The 16,497-nt window shown below is 57.6% G+C and carries 16 protein-coding genes; 10 read left to right on the top strand and 6 right to left on the bottom strand.

From position 1 onward, the window contains the following. Window positions 1-36: 36 nt before the first annotated feature. The 3 genes from C1N69_RS19235 to tolC all read right to left on the bottom strand — a co-directional run bounded on the left by C1N69_RS19235 (window position 37) and on the right by tolC (window position 3,547). Window positions 37-1,197, bottom strand: a complete 1,161-nt coding sequence (locus tag C1N69_RS19235; protein ID WP_155031722.1) for a glutathionylspermidine synthase family protein — start codon at window positions 1,195-1,197, stop codon at window positions 37-39. A 2-nt stretch (window positions 1,198-1,199) separates the two neighbouring features. Next, the gene (locus C1N69_RS19230) at window positions 1,200-1,865 is read right to left on the bottom strand and encodes a DUF1190 family protein (RefSeq protein ID WP_025758515.1); all 666 of its coding nucleotides are present in this window, start codon (window positions 1,863-1,865) and stop codon (window positions 1,200-1,202) included. 194 nt (window positions 1,866-2,059) lie between these two features. Beyond that, on the bottom strand, window positions 2,060-3,547 hold the full coding sequence (gene tolC / locus C1N69_RS19225; RefSeq protein WP_059384900.1) for an outer membrane channel protein TolC: 1,488 nt from the start codon (window positions 3,545-3,547) through the stop codon (window positions 2,060-2,062). Between the two features lie 204 nt (window positions 3,548-3,751). Here tolC and nudF point away from each other — a divergent pair, with 204 nt between their 5' ends. The 5 genes from nudF to parE are packed head-to-tail and all read left to right on the top strand — an operon-like array spanning window position 3,752 to window position 8,160. Continuing rightward, window positions 3,752-4,384 carry an ADP-ribose diphosphatase gene (gene nudF / locus C1N69_RS19220; RefSeq protein ID WP_025758512.1) on the top strand — a complete coding sequence of 211 codons (633 nt, stop codon included), beginning with the start codon at window positions 3,752-3,754 and terminating at the stop codon, window positions 4,382-4,384. Then, window positions 4,381-4,803 (top strand): DUF1249 family protein, encoded by a 423-nt coding sequence (locus C1N69_RS19215; RefSeq protein ID WP_003862516.1) that lies wholly within the window; start codon window positions 4,381-4,383, stop codon window positions 4,801-4,803. Before nudF ends, C1N69_RS19215 begins: the two co-directional genes overlap by 4 nt. Before the next feature lie 27 nt (window positions 4,804-4,830). After that, window positions 4,831-5,658: a 3',5'-cyclic-AMP phosphodiesterase gene (cpdA, locus tag C1N69_RS19210; RefSeq protein ID WP_045285910.1), complete on the top strand. Its 828-nt coding sequence runs from the start codon at window positions 4,831-4,833 to the stop codon at window positions 5,656-5,658. Beyond that, complete coding sequence (yqiA, locus tag C1N69_RS19205) at window positions 5,658-6,239, top strand: esterase YqiA (RefSeq protein ID WP_094918783.1); 582 nt, start codon at window positions 5,658-5,660, stop codon at window positions 6,237-6,239. The genes cpdA and yqiA overlap by 1 nt, the downstream gene beginning before the upstream one ends. Window positions 6,240-6,267: 28 nt before the next feature. Beyond that, window positions 6,268-8,160: a DNA topoisomerase IV subunit B gene (gene parE, locus C1N69_RS19200; RefSeq protein WP_025758507.1), complete on the top strand. Its 1,893-nt coding sequence runs from the start codon at window positions 6,268-6,270 to the stop codon at window positions 8,158-8,160. An 83-nt stretch (window positions 8,161-8,243) separates the two neighbouring features. Here the strand turns inward: parE and C1N69_RS19195 are convergent, their stop codons facing one another. Beyond that, the gene (locus tag C1N69_RS19195; protein ID WP_155031721.1) at window positions 8,244-10,385 is read right to left on the bottom strand and encodes a TonB-dependent siderophore receptor; all 2,142 of its coding nucleotides are present in this window, start codon (window positions 10,383-10,385) and stop codon (window positions 8,244-8,246) included. A gap of 385 nt (window positions 10,386-10,770) precedes the next feature. On the opposite strand from C1N69_RS19195, the gene C1N69_RS19190 reads away from it, so the two are divergent. From C1N69_RS19190 to C1N69_RS19170, 5 genes are read left to right on the top strand one after another with little or no spacing between them, the layout of a single operon-like run. Beyond that, window positions 10,771-11,580, top strand: coding sequence for an ABC transporter ATP-binding protein (locus tag C1N69_RS19190; RefSeq protein ID WP_047959858.1), 810 nt, complete (start codon window positions 10,771-10,773; stop codon window positions 11,578-11,580). After that, a complete protein-coding gene (locus tag C1N69_RS19185) occupies window positions 11,577-12,560 on the top strand; it encodes a FecCD family ABC transporter permease (RefSeq protein ID WP_155031720.1) in 984 nt (327 codons plus the stop codon). Before C1N69_RS19190 ends, C1N69_RS19185 begins: the two co-directional genes overlap by 4 nt. After that, window positions 12,557-13,597 carry a FecCD family ABC transporter permease gene (locus tag C1N69_RS19180; RefSeq protein ID WP_155031719.1) on the top strand — a complete coding sequence of 347 codons (1,041 nt, stop codon included), beginning with the start codon at window positions 12,557-12,559 and terminating at the stop codon, window positions 13,595-13,597. Before C1N69_RS19185 ends, C1N69_RS19180 begins: the two co-directional genes overlap by 4 nt. Before the next feature lie 9 nt (window positions 13,598-13,606). Next, window positions 13,607-14,557, top strand: coding sequence for an iron-siderophore ABC transporter substrate-binding protein (locus C1N69_RS19175; RefSeq protein ID WP_155031718.1), 951 nt, complete (start codon window positions 13,607-13,609; stop codon window positions 14,555-14,557). After that, window positions 14,554-15,441: a MurR/RpiR family transcriptional regulator gene (locus C1N69_RS19170; RefSeq protein WP_155031717.1), complete on the top strand. Its 888-nt coding sequence runs from the start codon at window positions 14,554-14,556 to the stop codon at window positions 15,439-15,441. Before C1N69_RS19175 ends, C1N69_RS19170 begins: the two co-directional genes overlap by 4 nt. A 96-nt stretch (window positions 15,442-15,537) precedes the next feature. On the opposite strand, the gene C1N69_RS19165 is transcribed toward C1N69_RS19170, so the two are convergent. Both C1N69_RS19165 and C1N69_RS19160 read right to left on the bottom strand, forming a co-directional pair. Further along, window positions 15,538-15,852, bottom strand: a complete 315-nt coding sequence (locus C1N69_RS19165; protein WP_025758496.1) for a putative quinol monooxygenase — start codon at window positions 15,850-15,852, stop codon at window positions 15,538-15,540. A gap of 31 nt (window positions 15,853-15,883) precedes the next feature. Next, a complete protein-coding gene (locus C1N69_RS19160) occupies window positions 15,884-16,465 on the bottom strand; it encodes an NAD(P)H-dependent oxidoreductase (protein ID WP_008502985.1) in 582 nt (193 codons plus the stop codon). Window positions 16,466-16,497: the final 32 nt, after the last annotated feature.

Genomic DNA, 16,497 nt, shown 5'->3' with positions numbered 1-16,497 from the left:
GGGAGAGGGTTGGGGTGAGGGCATCAGGCCGCAGTCTTACTCCACAAAAATGTGCGGATAAAACCGTGACAGATCCTGCGTGATCAGCGCGCGATCTTCGCGGATGCCAATTCCGGCAGGTTGATCGTTGATGAGCCAGCTGCCAATCAGCGTATAACTGTCGCCAAATTTCGGCAGTTGATAGAATTCCTGGACGATCATCCCTTCTTCGCCGTAAGGCCCTTCAACCGCTTCCAGCGTTTTACCGTTTTCGATAATGGAGACGTTTGCCCCCTCACGGGAGAAGATAGGCTTCACGACATATTTTTCCATTTGCGGGTAATCATCTTCCGCAAAGTAGGCCGGTAGCAGGTTCGGGTGGTTCGGGAACATCTCCCACAGCATCGGCAGCAGGGCTTTGTTAGAGATAATGCTCTTCCAGGCCGGTTCCAGCCAGCGTACGCCCGCATCTTCCAGCTTGGTGGAGAACATCTCACGCAGCATGTATTCCCACGGGTAGAGTTTGAACAGGTTACTGATCACCTGGTCCTGCATGTCGGTAAACTGACCTTTCTCACCCAGGCCGATATCCTCGATATAGAGGAACTCGGTCGCCACTTCCGCTTCGGCCGCACAGTCCTGCAGATACTGAACCGTGCCACGGTCTTCTTCCGTGTCGCGGCAGCAGGCGAGATGCAGCAGATTGAAGCCATGCTGTTCACGCAGCTCGGCAAAACGCTCGATCAGCTTTTCCTGCAGGCTGTTGAACTGGTCGCTGCCTTCCGGCAGGTTTCCGGCGTTCATCTGGTCTTCCAGCCAGATCCACTGGAAGAACGCCGCTTCGTACAGGGAGGTCGGCGTATCGGCGTTGTTTTCCAGCAGCTTAGGTTCACCCACGCCGTCCCATGCCAGATCAAGACGAGAGTAAAGCGAAGGCTGATTCGTTTTCCACGACTGACGTACAAAGCCCCAGGTGTGCTTTGGAATGCGGAACTTTGCCATCAGCGCGTCGCTGTCGATAACCTTTTCCACGACCTTCAGGCACATCTGGTGCAGCTCGGCCGTCACCGTTTCCAGTTTTTCAACCTGGTCCAGCGACAGCCTGTAATAGGCGTCTTCACACCAGTACGGCTCACCGTACATGGTGTGGAAGTTAAAACCGTATTCGGTGGCTTTTTCGCGCCAGTCCGGGCGCTCGGTAATACTGACTCGTTCCATGATCAGCCGCCCATTGAGCGAGAAGAGGTACCTGTCGCGCTACGCTGCATGCTGGTCTGTTTCGCCACAGACTCACCAAACCCGCCGCGGGTGATGGTGCTGGTGGTAGCCGGTTTCGGTGCCATTGCCGTTTTCGGTACGGTCACGGTGCGGCCTGGGGTAGCTGCGCCGTAGCCTTTGCCGCTGGCATCGGTGTATTGGCCGTAAGCCGGGCTGGCCGGGTTTTTCGAGCTAAACAGCGGCTGCTGCTGATAACCCGCACCGCCACCCATCAGGCGGCCCATCATATAGCCAGCCATCAGCGGCATCCAGAAGCTGCCGCTGGACTGCGCCTGCGCCTGATTTTCTGGCGCCGTGCCCGCCTGAGCAGGCGTCTGCTGGCACTGACCTTCACCGAATTCGGCCACGCAGTCTTCGCGTGAGGCATATTTCGGCGCGGTACGTTCCGCTTCTTTCAAGGCATTGGTGTAGGCCGTCTTACATTCGGCGGCTTTACCGGTGGCCGCAGAGCAGTCGTCTGCATTTTGATACAGCGAAACCGTTTCGTCGTTTTTCTCACAGCCTGCCAGCATAAAGACAGCGGTGACCGCCAGCGCAACAGGGGTGAGATGACGGGCGTTCCAGCTTTTGCGGAACGACGCGTGATTAATGGATTTTGTCCGTTTCATGTTTGTCTTCCAGGACCCAGTGGTAATAACGCTCAGGATAGAGGATGAGTGGTTGAAAATGAAGCGAAGAGGGGCGGAATCAGGGGGATCTTTACGTTGGCTTACGTTCGGGCGTGATTTTGCGCCGGGTGGCGCTGCGCTGACCCGGCCTACGATTCAGTAGGCCCGATAAGCGAAGCGCCATCGGGCAATGCTTAGTTACGGAACGGATTATTGCCTTTGCTGGCGGACGTCGTGGTACGCGCAGCGGCTGGCTGTGCAGCAGGCGCGCTGCTGTCAGCGTTGAAGTTATCAACTGCGGCTACCTGCTCCGGGTTCTCCGGTGCGACACTGTCCGGAGAAGTTGAGACCGGTTTGCCCAGCGCGCTGTTCAGCATCTGCAGATCCTGCTCGTTCAGCGTACCCAGAGCCTGTTTGATGTTCAGCTGGTTAATCAGGTACTGGTAACGAGCGCTGGAGAGCTGCTGTTTGGCGTTGTACAGCGTGGTGGTCGCGTCCAGCACGTCAACGATAGTACGTGTACCGACGGAGTAACCCGCTTCCATCGCATCCAGGGAGCTCTGTGCAGACACCACGGCCTGTTTATAGGCGTTGATGCTGCTGATCGACGCGTTCACGTTGTTGAAGGAAGAACGCACGGTCTGCACCACGTTGCGGTGCGCGCTTTCCAGCTGCTCGCTCGCGCCCACAAAGTTGTACTGCGCCTGTTTCACCTGAGAGTTGACCTGACCGCCCTGATACAGCGGCAGGGAGAAGCTCAGGCCAACCTGGTTCTCTCCATTATTTTTATCGTCATACGCTGAAGCGCTGGCTCCGTGGGTTTTGGAACCGCTATAGCTGGTATCCGATACACCGGTAGACGCGGTCAGGCTCAGGGTTGGCAGGTGGCCGTCCTGCGCCTGACGAATCTGCTCGCGGGCCAGGTCCTGGCTCAGACGCGCCTGCAGCAGCGTCAGGTTACGGTTTTCCGCCTCTTTCAGCAGGGCGTTAACCGCCTGCGGCTTATCCGTTTTGAAGTTGTCCACGTTCAGGGAGGCCAGTTCCGGGTAGTAATTCCCGGTGACCTGACGCAGGGATTCCAGCGCGTTATCGAGGTTGTTACGCGCGGTCACTTCGTTAGCCAGCACGGTGTCGTACTGTGAACGGGCGTTCTGCACGTCGGTAATCGCCACCAGACCCACGTTGAAACGCTGGGTGGTTTGATCTAACTGGCGGTAAATGGCCTGTTTCTGCGCTTCGGTGTAGGAGAGCGCGTCGATCGCGCTCAGCACGTTAAAGTAAGCTGTGGCCGTGTTCAGGATCAGCGTTTGCTGGTCGGTCTGGTAGGTCACATCCTGAATGCCCGCGCTCTTTTCCTGCAGGGTCAGGGCGCGCCATTTGGACATATCAAACAGCGTTTGTGTCAATTGCAGTGAGGCGCTGGTAGCATTGGAGTTAACGCCGTTAGCGTCGCGGAAACCGTTGCTGTAGGTATAATCTGCACCTAAGCCTAACTGCGGCAGCAGTGGGCTACGTGCTTCGTTAATCTTTTCAAACGCAGCATCACGATCGGCCGCTGATTTACGTAAATCAGGGTTGCCCAGACGTGCCTGCTGGTAGACCTGTAACAGGTTTTCCGCCTGGCTCAATGCACTGAAGCCCGTCAGGCTCAGGCCGATAAGGATGGGGAGCAATTTCTTCATTTGCATTCCTTGTTGTGAAGCAGTATTAGCGCTGATCTAATTAAAAAATAATTGCCGATTCTAACAGAATCATCCACACCAAAAGGTTGGCGTTACGTGCCATCTGGCGGTAATTTGCACCAATCTACCATAGAGCCTTACAAACGGCAGCCAAACAGCCTTGAAATTCATCATTTCATCACTATTGCTACCAGGACCCGACTCATGCAAAAACCAGAAAAGTTGCCCGTGACATTCGCCAAAAACGATGTAGAAATTATTGCACGAGAAACGCTTTATAGCGGTTTTTTTTCGATGGAACTTTACCGTTTCCGGCATCGCCTGTTTAACGGTGAAATGAGCGGCGAAATTCGACGCGAAATTTTTGAGCGCGGCCATGCGGCAGTCTTGCTACCCTTTGACCCAGTGCGTGACGAAGTTGTACTGGTGGAGCAGATCCGCATCGCCGCTTATGACGTCAGTGAAAGCCCGTGGCTGCTGGAAATGGTGGCCGGGATGATCGAAGAAGGTGAGTCGGTCGAGGACGTCGCCCGGCGCGAGGCGCTGGAAGAGGCGGGGCTGGTGGTGGGCCGCACCAAACCGGTGTTGAGCTATCTGGCAAGCCCGGGAGGCACCAGCGAGCGCTTGTCCATTATGGTTGGCGAAGTGGACGCCACGACGGCGGAAGGGATCCACGGTCTGGCAGATGAAAACGAAGATATTCGGGTTCATGTGGTGAGCCGGGAACAGGCTTATCAGTGGGTAGAAGAGGGGAAAATAGACAACGCAGCGTCTGTCATCGCCCTGCAATGGCTACAGCTGCATTATCAGACATTACGAAACGAGTGGAAAAAATGAAGCGCTATACGCCTGACTTCCCAGAAATGATGCGCCTGTGCGAAACCAATTTCGCACAATTGCGCCGCCTGCTGCCGAGAAACGACGCACCCGGCGAAACGGTAAGCTATCAGGTGAGCAATGCGCAGTATCGGTTAACGATAACAGAATCAACGCGCTACACTACGCTGGTGGAGATTGAGCAAACGGCCCCCAGCATCAGTTACTGGAGCCTGCCGTCGATGACGGTGCGCCTCTATCACGACGCGATGGTCGCTGAAGTGTGTTCAAGTCAGCAGATCTTTCGCTTCAAGGCGCGGTATGATTATCCGAATAAAAAGTTGCATCAACGCGACGAAAAGCATCAAATTAACCAGTTTTTAGCCGACTGGCTAAGGTATTGTTTAGCACATGGAGCAATGGCGATTCCGGTTTGTTAGCGTCATAAACCTACCTAAGGACACCATTTGGAAAGCCTGTTGAACCTGACTGTTGCTGGTGGGGCGCCAGTCAGGATATTACAAATCACCGATACCCACCTTTTTGCCGAAAAGCATGAGACGCTGCTGGGGGTCAATACCTGGGAGAGTTATCAGGCGGTACTTAGCGCCATTCACGCTGAAAATCGTGCATGCGATCTGATTGTCGCAACCGGCGATCTGGCGCAGGATCAATCCTCCGCGGCCTACCAGCATTTCGCTGAAGGCATCGCGAGCTTTAGCGTGCCTTGCGTCTGGCTGCCTGGAAACCATGATTTCCAGCCGGCGATGTACAGTTCTCTTCAGGATGCGGGCATTTCTCCGGCGAAATGTGTTTTTGCGGGTGAACAGTGGCAGATCCTGCTGCTGGACAGCCAGGTATTCGGCGTTCCGCACGGTGAGTTAAGCGAGTTTCAACTCGACTGGCTGGAGACCAAACTGGCTGCTGAGCCTGAACGTCATACGCTGCTGTTGCTTCATCATCATCCTCTGCCGGCGGGGTGCAGCTGGCTCGATCAACACAGCTTGCGCAACTCTGCGGCGCTGGATCACGTACTGGCGAAGTTCCCGCGGGTAAAAAATCTGCTGTGCGGACATATTCATCAGGAACAGGATCTCGACTGGAACGGACGCCGTATGCTGGCGACGCCGTCGACCTGCGTGCAGTTTAAACCGCACTGCGCCAACTTTACGCTGGATACCATCGCACCAGGCTGGCGCTGGCTGGACCTGCATGCCGATGGCACGCTGACCACGGAAGTCTGTCGTCTGACCGGCGCAAAATTCCGCCCGGATACCGCTTCAGAAGGCTACTGATGTCTACGCTCCTTTATCTGCACGGATTCAACAGCTCGCCGCGCTCCGCAAAAGCGACACAGTTTCGCCACTGGCTGAGCGAGCATCACCCCGACGTTGACATGATTATCCCGCAGCTGCCGCCTTATCCTGCGGAGGCCGCGGAGATGCTGGAATCTATTGTGCTTGAACACGGCGGCGAGTCATTCGGTGTGGTCGGCTCATCGCTGGGCGGGTACTACGCCACCTGGCTGTCGCAATGCTTCATGCTGCCGGCCGTTGTGGTCAATCCGGCGGTACGGCCATTTGAGCTGCTGCGGGACTTTCTTGGCGAAAACGAGAACCCCTACACCGGCCAGCAATATGTGCTAGAGTCACGCCATATTTACGATCTCAAAGTTATGCAGGTCGACCCGCTTGAAGCGCCGGATCTCATCTGGCTGCTGCAACAGACGGGAGATGAAGTGCTGGATTACCGCCAGGCAGTGGCGTATTACGCATCCTGCCGCCAGACTATAGAAGAGGGCGGAAATCATGCTTTCACGGGCTTTGAGAATCATTTCACCCAGATTGTCGATTTTCTTGGACTGCACAGCCACTGACAATCAATGCGAATTGCTAGTTTAAATCATGACGCAAACCTATAACGCAGATGCCATTGAGGTCCTCACCGGGCTAGAGCCGGTTCGCCGCCGCCCGGGGATGTACACCGATACGACGCGCCCAAACCATCTGGGCCAGGAAGTTATTGATAACAGTGTGGACGAAGCGCTGGCGGGTCATGCCAAACGCGTTGACGTCATCCTGCATGCCGATCAGTCGCTGGAAGTTATCGACGACGGGCGCGGCATGCCGGTGGATATCCACCCGGAAGAGGGGGTGCCTGCCGTCGAGCTGATCCTCTGTCGTCTGCATGCGGGCGGTAAGTTCTCCAATAAAAACTACCAGTTCTCCGGTGGTCTGCACGGCGTAGGCATTTCCGTCGTCAACGCCCTGTCGAAACGCGTGGAAGTTAACGTTCGTCGCGACGGTCAGGTGTACAACATCGCGTTTGAGAACGGCGAGAAGGTGCAGGATCTGCAGGTTGTTGGCACGTGCGGTAAACGCAACACCGGCACCAGCGTCCACTTCTGGCCTGACGAAAGCTTCTTCGACAGCCCGCGCTTTTCTGTTTCCCGCCTGACGCACCTGCTGAAAGCCAAAGCGGTGCTTTGCCCTGGCGTGGAAATCACCTTCAAAGACCACGTTAACAACACCGAGCAGAGCTGGCACTACGAAGATGGCCTTAATGACTATCTGTGCGAAGCGGTAAACGGCCTGCCGACGCTGCCGGAAAAACCGTTCGTCGGTAATTTCACCGGTGACACCGAAGCGGTGGACTGGGCACTGCTCTGGCTGCCGGAAGGTGGCGAGCTGCTGACCGAAAGCTACGTTAACCTGATCCCCACGATGCTCGGCGGGACCCACGTCAACGGCCTGCGTCAGGGTCTGCTGGATGCGATGCGCGAGTTCTGCGAATACCGCAATATCCTGCCGCGCGGCGTGAAGCTCTCGGCGGAAGATATCTGGGATCGCTGCGCCTACGTGCTCTCCGTGAAGATGCAGGATCCGCAGTTTGCCGGGCAGACCAAAGAGCGCCTCTCTTCACGTCAGTGCGCGGCCTTTGTCTCCGGTGTGGTGAAAGATGCGTTTACCCTGTGGCTGAACCAGAACGTGCAGGCGGCGGAGATGCTGGCCGAAATGGCCATCTCCAGCGCCCAGCGTCGTCTGCGTGCGGCCAAGAAAGTGGTGCGTAAAAAGCTGACCAGCGGCCCTGCGCTGCCGGGCAAGCTGGCGGACTGTACCGCGCAGGATCTCAACCGTACCGAACTGTTCCTCGTGGAAGGGGACTCGGCAGGGGGATCGGCCAAGCAGGCGCGCGATCGCGAATATCAGGCGATCATGCCGCTCAAGGGTAAGATCCTGAACACCTGGGAGGTCTCGTCTGATGAAGTGCTGGCCTCGCAGGAAGTGCACGATATCTCGGTGGCGATCGGCATCGATCCTGACAGTGACGATCTGAGCCAGCTGCGCTACGGCAAGATCTGTATCCTCGCGGATGCGGACTCCGATGGTCTGCACATCGCTACGCTGCTGTGCGCGCTGTTTGTGAAACACTTCCGTACGCTGGTGAAAAACGGTCACGTCTACGTGGCGCTGCCGCCGCTATACCGTATCGATCTCGGCAAAGAGGTGTACTACGCGCTGACGGAAGAAGAGAAAGCGGGCGTGCTGGAACAGCTTAAGCGTAAGAAGGGCAAACCAAACGTACAGCGCTTTAAAGGGCTGGGCGAGATGAACCCGATGCAGCTGCGCGAAACGACGCTGGATCCGAACACCCGCCGTCTGGTACAGCTGACGATCAGCGACGAAGACGAACAGCAGACCAACGCCATGATGGATATGCTCCTTGCCAAGAAACGTTCGGAAGACCGTCGTAACTGGTTGCAGGAGAAAGGCGATATGGCGGATATTGAGGCCTGATGCCCTCACCCTAACCCTCTCCCACAGGGAGAGGGAATGGATCGTAGGCCCGGTAAGCATTAGCGCCACCGGGCTTTTTTACATCAAAACTCCATCTTCACCGTAAACTGCACTTCGCGCGGGTCGCCAATCTGGTTACCCAGATTGTTGGTGGCGATAGACGAGGTGTAGTAGGTCTTATCAAACAGATTCTTCACGTTCACCTGCAGCGTCACCGGATACTGCAGCTTCATCTTATACGCCGCAAACGCATCCGCCACGAAATAGCCCGGCAGATAATAATCCGCCCCGTTGGTCGCGGAACGACGGCTTACGCCATGCCCGCCGCCGCCCAGCGTCAGGGTATTCCCGGCAAACGCATTGTGAATATCATAGGTCAGGAACAGTGAGCCAGTATGGCGCGGCACGTTCGGCAGCGGTTTGCCGGCATAGTCCGGATCTTCCAGCACCTTCGCGTCGGTATAGCCATAGCTGGCGATGATATTAGTGTTCTCGGTCAGCGACCCGGCAAGATCCACCTCCACGCCCTGAGAGCGCACGCGTCCCGCAGTCTTGGCGATGGTTTCCCCGCCAATGCTCTCGGTGTACAGCACGTTGCGCTTGTGAATATCAAACAGCGCGATATTGGCGGTAATCCCGTCGAACAGATCGAATTTTGCACCCACTTCATAGGCATTCGACGTTTCCGGCGGCAGATCACCGATGTAGCTCGCAATCGACGACTGCGGCATAAACGTTTGTGAGTAGTTGGCAAACAGCGAGACGGATGGCGTGAGCTTGTAAACCAGCCCCAGCTTTGGCGTCCACTGCTCGTCGCGGCTGTCGGTATTGACGTTGAACGGACGACCTTTACCTGCGTACTGGGTGTAATACTGATAGCGCAGCCCGGCGACGGCGATCCAGTTGTCGGTCAGGTACAGGGCATCCTGCGCGTAGGCCGAGTAGCTCTCCTGCTTGAGCGTCTGATCGCTGTCGGACGCCGACACGGTGGTGCATTTGCCGAGGTTGCCATACGTCGGGTGGTAGATGTTGAAATCTTTCACGTTTTTACAGCGCATCATGTCTGTGCGCAGCAGATCGTAATTTTCATACGACACGCCGGTCAGGATCTCATTGTAAAAACCGGCAATATCCACATTCCCCTGCAGATCCGCGCGGGTGCTGTGCATGCGCTGGGTCGATCCCTGGGTGGCATCCACACGGCGGGTCAGGTTGCCGGTTTTTGAATCATAGGCCATCACGCGGGCCTGATTATCGCTGTATTTATCCTGACTGTAGCTGTAGTCGAACTTTGCGGTCCACTGGCTGTTGAGACGATATTCCGCGTTGAGCTGGGCGAGGTCCGACTGCCCGTCAGTGATATTAAACGGCTCGTCAAAGCGGGTTTTACGATCCACGTTTACCGGCTGTTTGGTGTTGAGATCGAAGATCGTCCCGCGATCGAACGGCGTCTTATAGTCGCGATGGGAATAGAGCACGGTCACGGTGGCATCGTCACCAAACCAGGTGAGCGACGGAGCGATAAAGGTGCTGCGTTCGTTACCAAAATTACGCCAGTAATCCTCGTCCTGATATTCGCCCGTGAGGCGATACGCCAGCCGCGTGCCGTCAATCGGGCCGGTGACGTCAACCTGTCCGGTGCCGCCGCCAAAGCTGGAAGAGGTGGCAGAAATCGACCCGCCGAAGCGCTGTTCCGGGCGTTTGGTGACCACGTTAATCAGCCCGCCGGGATCGAGAATGCCATAAAGCGTCGAGGCGGGGCCTTTCAGCACTTCCACGCGCTCGGTTGCGGCATTAAAGCTGCGCGGCAGCACGGTGCGCAGACCGTTGGTCATGACCGAGCCGTCGCGGTTCGCGCCAAACCCGCGGCGCACAAACGCATCCTGCGTGCCGCCCAGCGTGTTGGTCTGCACCACGTTGCTGACGTTGTAGAGCGCTTCATCCAGCGTGGTGGCGTGCTGATCCTGGAGCACCTTATCGCTGACGGTATTCACCACCTGCGGGATATCCAGCATCGGCATGTTGGTTAGCGTGGCGGTGGAGGTATTCAGCGGCTGGTAGCCGTTCGTGGCGTCCGCCGTAGTATTTGGATCGGCCGTGACGGTCAGCGTTTCGCCGTCTTTAGCCGTGGTGGTGTCTGCTGCCTGCACCAGCGGCGCCATAAACAGCAGTGAAAAGAGCGCGCGCCCTTTTACCCCAGAGAGTGAAGGTGTGAACGTAGCCATTACATCTGTTATCCCGAAATATTCCGCAAAAGACGTTTCGCGGAAGAATGTGTGAGTCATTGCCCCTTACGGTCTGCCCGTTAGCCAGAACTGGCATCGGACATGTAATTGAGAATCATTCAATCATGAGCAGATGTAGTAGTAAATGGAAAAAAGCATAAATCGACTACAGCTAGAAATAAGGAGATAAAGCGTAACGGCGACAGAGTTAATTTATTGAAAATAAAGTTGATATAAAGCTATCCGAGCTCGCTTGCTTGTCCGTTTCCCCCTGGTTTTTTACAGGGTGTTTCTTCGCTTGACTACTACATGGCGCAGCGTCAAACTCTCAAAAGAGAATGAGTTTTATTTTTATTTATTGGCTTTTCATTACGTTGGCATTCACGTGGCTCACAACACAAACAAACCGGGACTGGTTCTGGAGAACCTCTCTGCGGGGTATCAGAAAAAAATCATCATTGATGGGCTCACCCTTGCGATCCCTCAGCAGAAAATGACGGTGCTGGTAGGAGCGAACGGCTGCGGGAAATCCACGCTGTTGAGCACTATCGCGCGGCTGCTGCGGCCACTTGGGGGGGCCGCGCTGCTGGACGGCAAAGCCATTCATGAGCAGCCGACCAAAGCGGTCGCCCGTCAGCTTGGCATTCTGCCGCAATCCCCGCTGTTGCCGGAAGGGTTAACCGTTTTTGAACTGGTCTCGCGCGGTCGTTATCCCTGGCAAAACGTTATGCGCCAGTGGAGCGAAGAGGACGAACTGGCGGTGGAAGAGGCCCTGCGGCTGACCGGTACGGCAGCGTTTGCCCATATGCCGGTAGAAAGCCTGTCCGGCGGTCAGCGACAGCGCTGCTGGATCGCGATGGCGCTGGCGCAGCAAACGCCGTATATCCTGCTGGATGAACCCACCACCTTTCTCGATCTTCGCTACCAGGTGGAGATCCTCGAACTGCTACATACGCTGACGCGTGAGCACGGGCGTACCGTGCTGGTGGTGTTGCACGATCTTAACTTCGCCGTGAACTATGGCGATACGCTGGTCTTTTTACGCCAGGGAAAGGTGGAGGGGGTATTGCATGAGGGGGACGTTTGTACGCCAGAGCTTATTAAAGCGGTGTTCGATGTCGACGTGCATATGTCCATCAACCCGTTGACCGGCAAACCGTTCTTTATGCCGTTTCGCCAGGTCGCTGAAAAATGATCCGCACCTCTCTGGCGTTTATTCTTTTTGCCTTACTGCTGACGGCGGGCGCGATTGCCCATCTGGGAACTGGCGCGCGCGTTATTCCGCCCTGGACAGTGGCCCAGGCCTTTTTCGCTTTCGACCCGCACAATTTCGACCATAACATCATCATCAGGCTGCGCCTGTTACGCCTGATGGCGGCCACGATCGTTGGCGCGGCGCTGGGCGTGGCGGGGGTATTATTGCAGTCGGTCATCCGCAACCCGCTGGCTGAGCCGCATATTCTGGGGCTCAATGCCGGGGCGGCGCTGGCGGTGGTGCTGACGAGCGCGCTGGGCCTGACCCTGCCAGTGGGGCAGCCGCTTATTGCCGCTGCCGGTGCCGCCACGCTGTTTTTGCTGGTACTGGTGTTCTCCTCTTCCGGGCGGACCGGACTCACGCCGATGAAAGTCACCCTGTGCGGCGTCGCGATGTCGGCCTTTGCCTCGTCAGTGACCGCCGCCGTGCTGATTCTGGACGAACAGACGCTGCTCTCCCTGCGCACCTGGCTGGCGGGTGATGTCGCCGGGGTCAACGCACAGACGCTGCAGAGCGCCCTATGGGCCGCCACCGCTGGTTTTGTTCTTGCTCTTGCGCTGTCGCCTTCGCTCAATATGCTGGCGCTTGGCGACAACATGGCGCAGGGGCTTGGCGTATCGCTGCTGAAAACCCGTCTGCTCGCTCTGCTGGCTATCGCGCTGCTCTGCGGCGCGGCCGTCTCCATTGCCGGGCCGATTGGCTTTATTGGCCTTGTGGTGCCGCAGCTTATTCGCCGTCTGGTGTCGGTCGATCTGCGGGTGATGGTGCCGCTGTCTGCGCTGTGCGGCGCGCTGGTTCTGCTGCTGGCGGATATTGCGGCCCGGAGGCTGTTTACGCCCTGGGAGCTGGCAACCGGCATCATGACCGCCCTGGTGGGCGCCCCGGTCTTTATCTTCATGGCGTCGAGGATGTTTAAATGAACCGCGCCGGACTGCGTGCGTTGCGCGTTGGCACCTTCTCAGCGCTGGTTCGTCCAAAGGCGCTGGCGTGTCTTGCCATCCTGACGCTGGCCGCCTGCCTGCTGGCCGGTTTTGGCCTGACGCACGGGTCCCTGCCCATTCCCACCTCCGCCATCGGACGCGCGCTGTTTTTGCCTGAAAGTCTGACGACAGAGACGCGCTACATCGTGATGGACATCCGCCTGCCGCGTCTGCTGATGGCGATCCTGTGCGGCGCAATGCTCGGTATGGCAGGGGCAGCCATGCAGTCTATCACCCGCAATGGCCTGGCCGATCCGGGACTGATCGGCGTGAAAGAGGGCTGTAGCGCAGCGGTACTGCTGCTGATTTTTCAGTTCCCGGCGCTAAGCCTGGCCTGGCGTCCGCTGGTCGGGATGGCCGGTGGGCTGCTCACCGCGCTGCTGGTGATAGCCCTGGCGCGGGATATCTCGCGCCCGCGATTTATCCTGATCGGTATTGGCGTGTCGTGGGCCTTTGCCGCGGCAATGGGGGTTTTTATCACCACCGCTGACGTGCGCGACGTGCAGACGGCGATGCTGTGGCTGGCGGGAAGCCTGCATGCGGCAAACTGGACGCTGGTGGGGCTGGCCGCGCTCTGGGCTGCCCCCGCGTTTGCGCTGCTGCTGTTTACCGCCCGTGCCGCGGACGTGGCGCTGCTCGGCGATCAGGCCGCAGCGGGCCTTGGCGTGCGCACCAGCCGGCTGGCGCTGCTGCGGGTTCTCGCCCCGGTGGTGCTGACGGCGGCCTGCGTCTCCTGCGTGGGCAGTATTGGCTTCGTGGGGCTGATTGCCCCGCACATGGCGCGCCTGCTGCTGCGCGGTGGTCAAACCGCGCTCCTGACGGGCAGTGCCGTGCTGGGAGCGCTGCTGGTGCTGCTGGCGGATAACATTGGACGGCTGGCATTCCTCCCGCTGCAGCTGCCGGCGGGCATTGTCATTTCATTAATTGGCGGACCGTTTTTCCTGCTGCTGCTCTGGCAGCGCCGGGACAGATTTTAGAGGACGATAATGCGCGTACTTTTTTCGATGCTGTTGCTGGTGGGGTTTGCAGTGAGTGCGGCTGAGCCGACTCAAACATTTACCGACGATTTGGGACGTAAGGCTGTTGTGCCGCTTCACCCAAAGCGGATCGTCTCGCTGCATGACCTGGATATCACCATTCCGCTGATTGAGCTTGGCGTGCCACCGGTCGCAAGCCATGGCCGCACGCGCCCGGACGGTAGCCACTTTCTGCGCTCCAGCGGCATGTTAACGGGTGTCGATTTCGATAACTCCGACATCAAATTTATCGGCACGGCCGATATCGACATTGAAGCCATTGCCGCCGCCAAACCTGACCTGATCATTACCGAGCCGACCCGTAATACCCCAGTGGAACAGCTTGCGAAAATTGCCCCGACGGTGAGTATCGATCACCTCGACGGCGGTGCGCCGGAAATCTACCGCAAGCTGGCGCAGCTTACCGGTACGCAGGCGCGGCTGAAAATCCTGGAGCGCCGTTATCAGGCACAAATCAAAGCGCTGAAGGCAACCCTCGACACCCGCCATATCACCGTGTCGGTCATTCAGGCCAACCAGGGGAAAATTAACGCCATGCACAGCTACCACTCGCTTGGACGCGTGCTGCGCGACGCAGGATTCACATTCCCGCCGTTGATTGAGAGCATCCCGGACGGAGGGCGCATTGACGTCAGCGCCGAGCGCCTGCCGGAGCTGGATGCCGATTTTGTCTTTGCTACCTGGCGCGGGGACACCGGCGGAAAACCGCAGGATGAGCTGGCGGCAATGGATGCCGTGATGCCGGGCTGGTGCCAGTTCCTGAACGCCTGCCGGACCGGACACTACGTGCTGATCTCGCGCGAGGAGGCCATCTCGAATTCGTTCGCCTCGTTAGGGCTGATGGCCGCGCAGGTACAGTCGCAGATTGCCGGGCGTCCGCTGCCGGAGGCATCACGGTGATCCGCAAAGAGAAAGGTCGCGTGGATGTTTATGGCGAACGTTTTCGCGCGCGGGCGCATCAGCTGACGCCGCGTCTGCTGCAGGTCGCCCGCTATATTCATGACAATCGCGAAGCGGTGATGGAGCAGACGGCAATGGAGATCGCCACGCAGCTTAAAACGTCAGACGCCACGGTGGTCCGCGCGATCCAGGCGCTGGGCTTTGCCGGACTGCGCGATCTCAAGCAGACCCTGGAGCAGTGGTTTGGTCCGGTGGTGACCTCGAGCGAAAAAATCTCCTCTACGGTCAATACGCTCACCAGCGACGTGAATGCGAGTATCGATTTTGTGCTGGAAGGGCACCAGCACACCTGCGAGGTGTTGTCGCAACCGCACAACCGCTTCGCGATGGCGCAGGCGGTCTCACTGCTGGCACAGGCAAGGCAGGTCGCCCTGTTTGGGATTGGCGCCTCCGGCATTCTGGCCGAGTACACCGCCAGGTTGTTCAGCCGGATGGGGCTGCCCGCCACGCCGCTTAATCGCACCGGGATAGGCCTTGCTGAACAGCTGATAGCGCTTCAGCGCGGTGACGTGCTGGTGATGATGGCGCAGAAATCCGCGCACCGGGAAGGACAAACTACGCTGCGTGAAGCGAAACGTCTGGGCATCCCCACCATTTTGCTGACCAACGCGCTGGATTCACGTTTCAGTAAAGAGTCAAGCGTAGTGATCCACGTCCCGCGCGGCGGTGAAAAGGGTAAAATTCCGCTCCATGGCACGGTGTTGCTGTGTCTGGAGATGCTCATTTTATCCGTCGCCGCCACCGAGCCGCAGCGCACCATCAGGTCCATGAAGCGTATTAACGAGCTACACCGTGGGTTAAAACCGGGGAAGAAAAGCAGCTAAAAACAACAAAGCCCGGTGGCGCTGGCGCTTACCGGGCCTACGGTTCAGGTTTTGTAGGCCGGGTAAACGCAGTGCCACCCGGCAAATTCCACAAATTTAAACCCCTTGCTCCAGAATGCGGATGTGGGTTTCCAGCACGTCACCTTTCACGGCATCACTCCACGCTTTCATGTGCGCGGTCTGCAGATGCGCTTCAAGGTGCGCGACGGTTTCCCACTGCTCAACCATGATGATCGAGTCCGGTGCGGTCGCCTGGAAGCTGGCGTGAGTGGCGGCATCCACCATCGGCGCGTAGCCGTGGCAGCCTTCTTCTTTCAGTACGGTCGGGATAATTTTCGCGAACTGATCCAGCACCGCCTGACGGTGATGTTGACCTGGACGAGTACGGATTTCTGCAATAACGGTAAGCATTGTGACTACTCCTTTAATTCCAGGTTACCAGTTAAGCAAAAATTTCCGCGAGATGCTTGCGATATTCTGCGATATAGCGCGGGACATCAGGCATTTTAATCACGTCGTTGACGATAAAGGTCGGCAGCGGATCCATGCCCAGGAACTGGTTAGCCTTGTGGAACGGCAGATACGCGCCGTCAACGCCCACGCCTTCGAAGAACTGATCTTTCTCGGTGAAAGCTTCCAGCGGGGCGTTCCAGGTGAGCGACAGCATATATTTTTTGCCCTGAATCAGGCCGCCGGAACCGTATTTTTTAGACGCATCTGAGCGGGTGCGGCCGTCGCTGGCATACAGCGAGCCGTGACCTTCAGTGAACACATCGTCCATGTATTTTTTCACGGTCCACGGTGCGCCCATCCACCAGCCAGGCATCTGCCAGATCACCACGTCAGCCCACAGGAAGTTCTGCACTTCGGCTTTCACATCGTAATCGCTGTCTGCGCGCACGACCTTAACATCATGCCCGGCGTCGCGCAGGAAACCGTCCGCGACCTCGGTCAGGGTGTCATTCAGCTGGCCTTTCGAGTGCGCGAACTCTTTCGCGCCGTTGATAATCAGAATGTTGCTCATTATTTGTCCTCGTCGATGAGAGTATGGCGAGT

Source organism: Enterobacter sichuanensis (genome assembly GCF_009036245.1).
Taxonomy (GTDB): domain Bacteria; phylum Pseudomonadota; class Gammaproteobacteria; order Enterobacterales; family Enterobacteriaceae; genus Enterobacter; species Enterobacter sichuanensis.
This window is presented reverse-complemented; position numbering and strand designations above follow the sequence as displayed.

What these genes read in the sequence shown, in the direction of transcription:
- C1N69_RS19235 (WP_155031722.1), bottom strand. Translation starts at nt 1,197, where the DNA reads ATGGAACGAGTCAGTATTACCGAGCGCCCGGACTGGCGCGAAAAAGCC.
- C1N69_RS19230 (WP_025758515.1), bottom strand. Translation starts at nt 1,865, where the DNA reads ATGAAACGGACAAAATCCATTAATCACGCGTCGTTCCGCAAAAGCTGG.
- tolC (WP_059384900.1), bottom strand. Translation starts at nt 3,547, where the DNA reads ATGAAGAAATTGCTCCCCATCCTTATCGGCCTGAGCCTGACGGGCTTC.
- nudF (WP_025758512.1), top strand. Translation starts at nt 3,752, where the DNA reads ATGCAAAAACCAGAAAAGTTGCCCGTGACATTCGCCAAAAACGATGTA.
- C1N69_RS19215 (WP_003862516.1), top strand. Translation starts at nt 4,381, where the DNA reads ATGAAGCGCTATACGCCTGACTTCCCAGAAATGATGCGCCTGTGCGAA.
- yqiA (WP_094918783.1), top strand. Translation starts at nt 5,658, where the DNA reads ATGTCTACGCTCCTTTATCTGCACGGATTCAACAGCTCGCCGCGCTCC.
- parE (WP_025758507.1), top strand. Translation starts at nt 6,268, where the DNA reads ATGACGCAAACCTATAACGCAGATGCCATTGAGGTCCTCACCGGGCTA.
- C1N69_RS19195 (WP_155031721.1), bottom strand. Translation starts at nt 10,385, where the DNA reads ATGGCTACGTTCACACCTTCACTCTCTGGGGTAAAAGGGCGCGCGCTC.
- C1N69_RS19185 (WP_155031720.1), top strand. Translation starts at nt 11,577, where the DNA reads ATGATCCGCACCTCTCTGGCGTTTATTCTTTTTGCCTTACTGCTGACG.
- C1N69_RS19180 (WP_155031719.1), top strand. Translation starts at nt 12,557, where the DNA reads ATGAACCGCGCCGGACTGCGTGCGTTGCGCGTTGGCACCTTCTCAGCG.
- C1N69_RS19175 (WP_155031718.1), top strand. Translation starts at nt 13,607, where the DNA reads ATGCGCGTACTTTTTTCGATGCTGTTGCTGGTGGGGTTTGCAGTGAGT.
- C1N69_RS19165 (WP_025758496.1), bottom strand. Translation starts at nt 15,852, where the DNA reads ATGCTTACCGTTATTGCAGAAATCCGTACTCGTCCAGGTCAACATCAC.
- C1N69_RS19160 (WP_008502985.1), bottom strand. Translation starts at nt 16,465, where the DNA reads ATGAGCAACATTCTGATTATCAACGGCGCGAAAGAGTTCGCGCACTCG.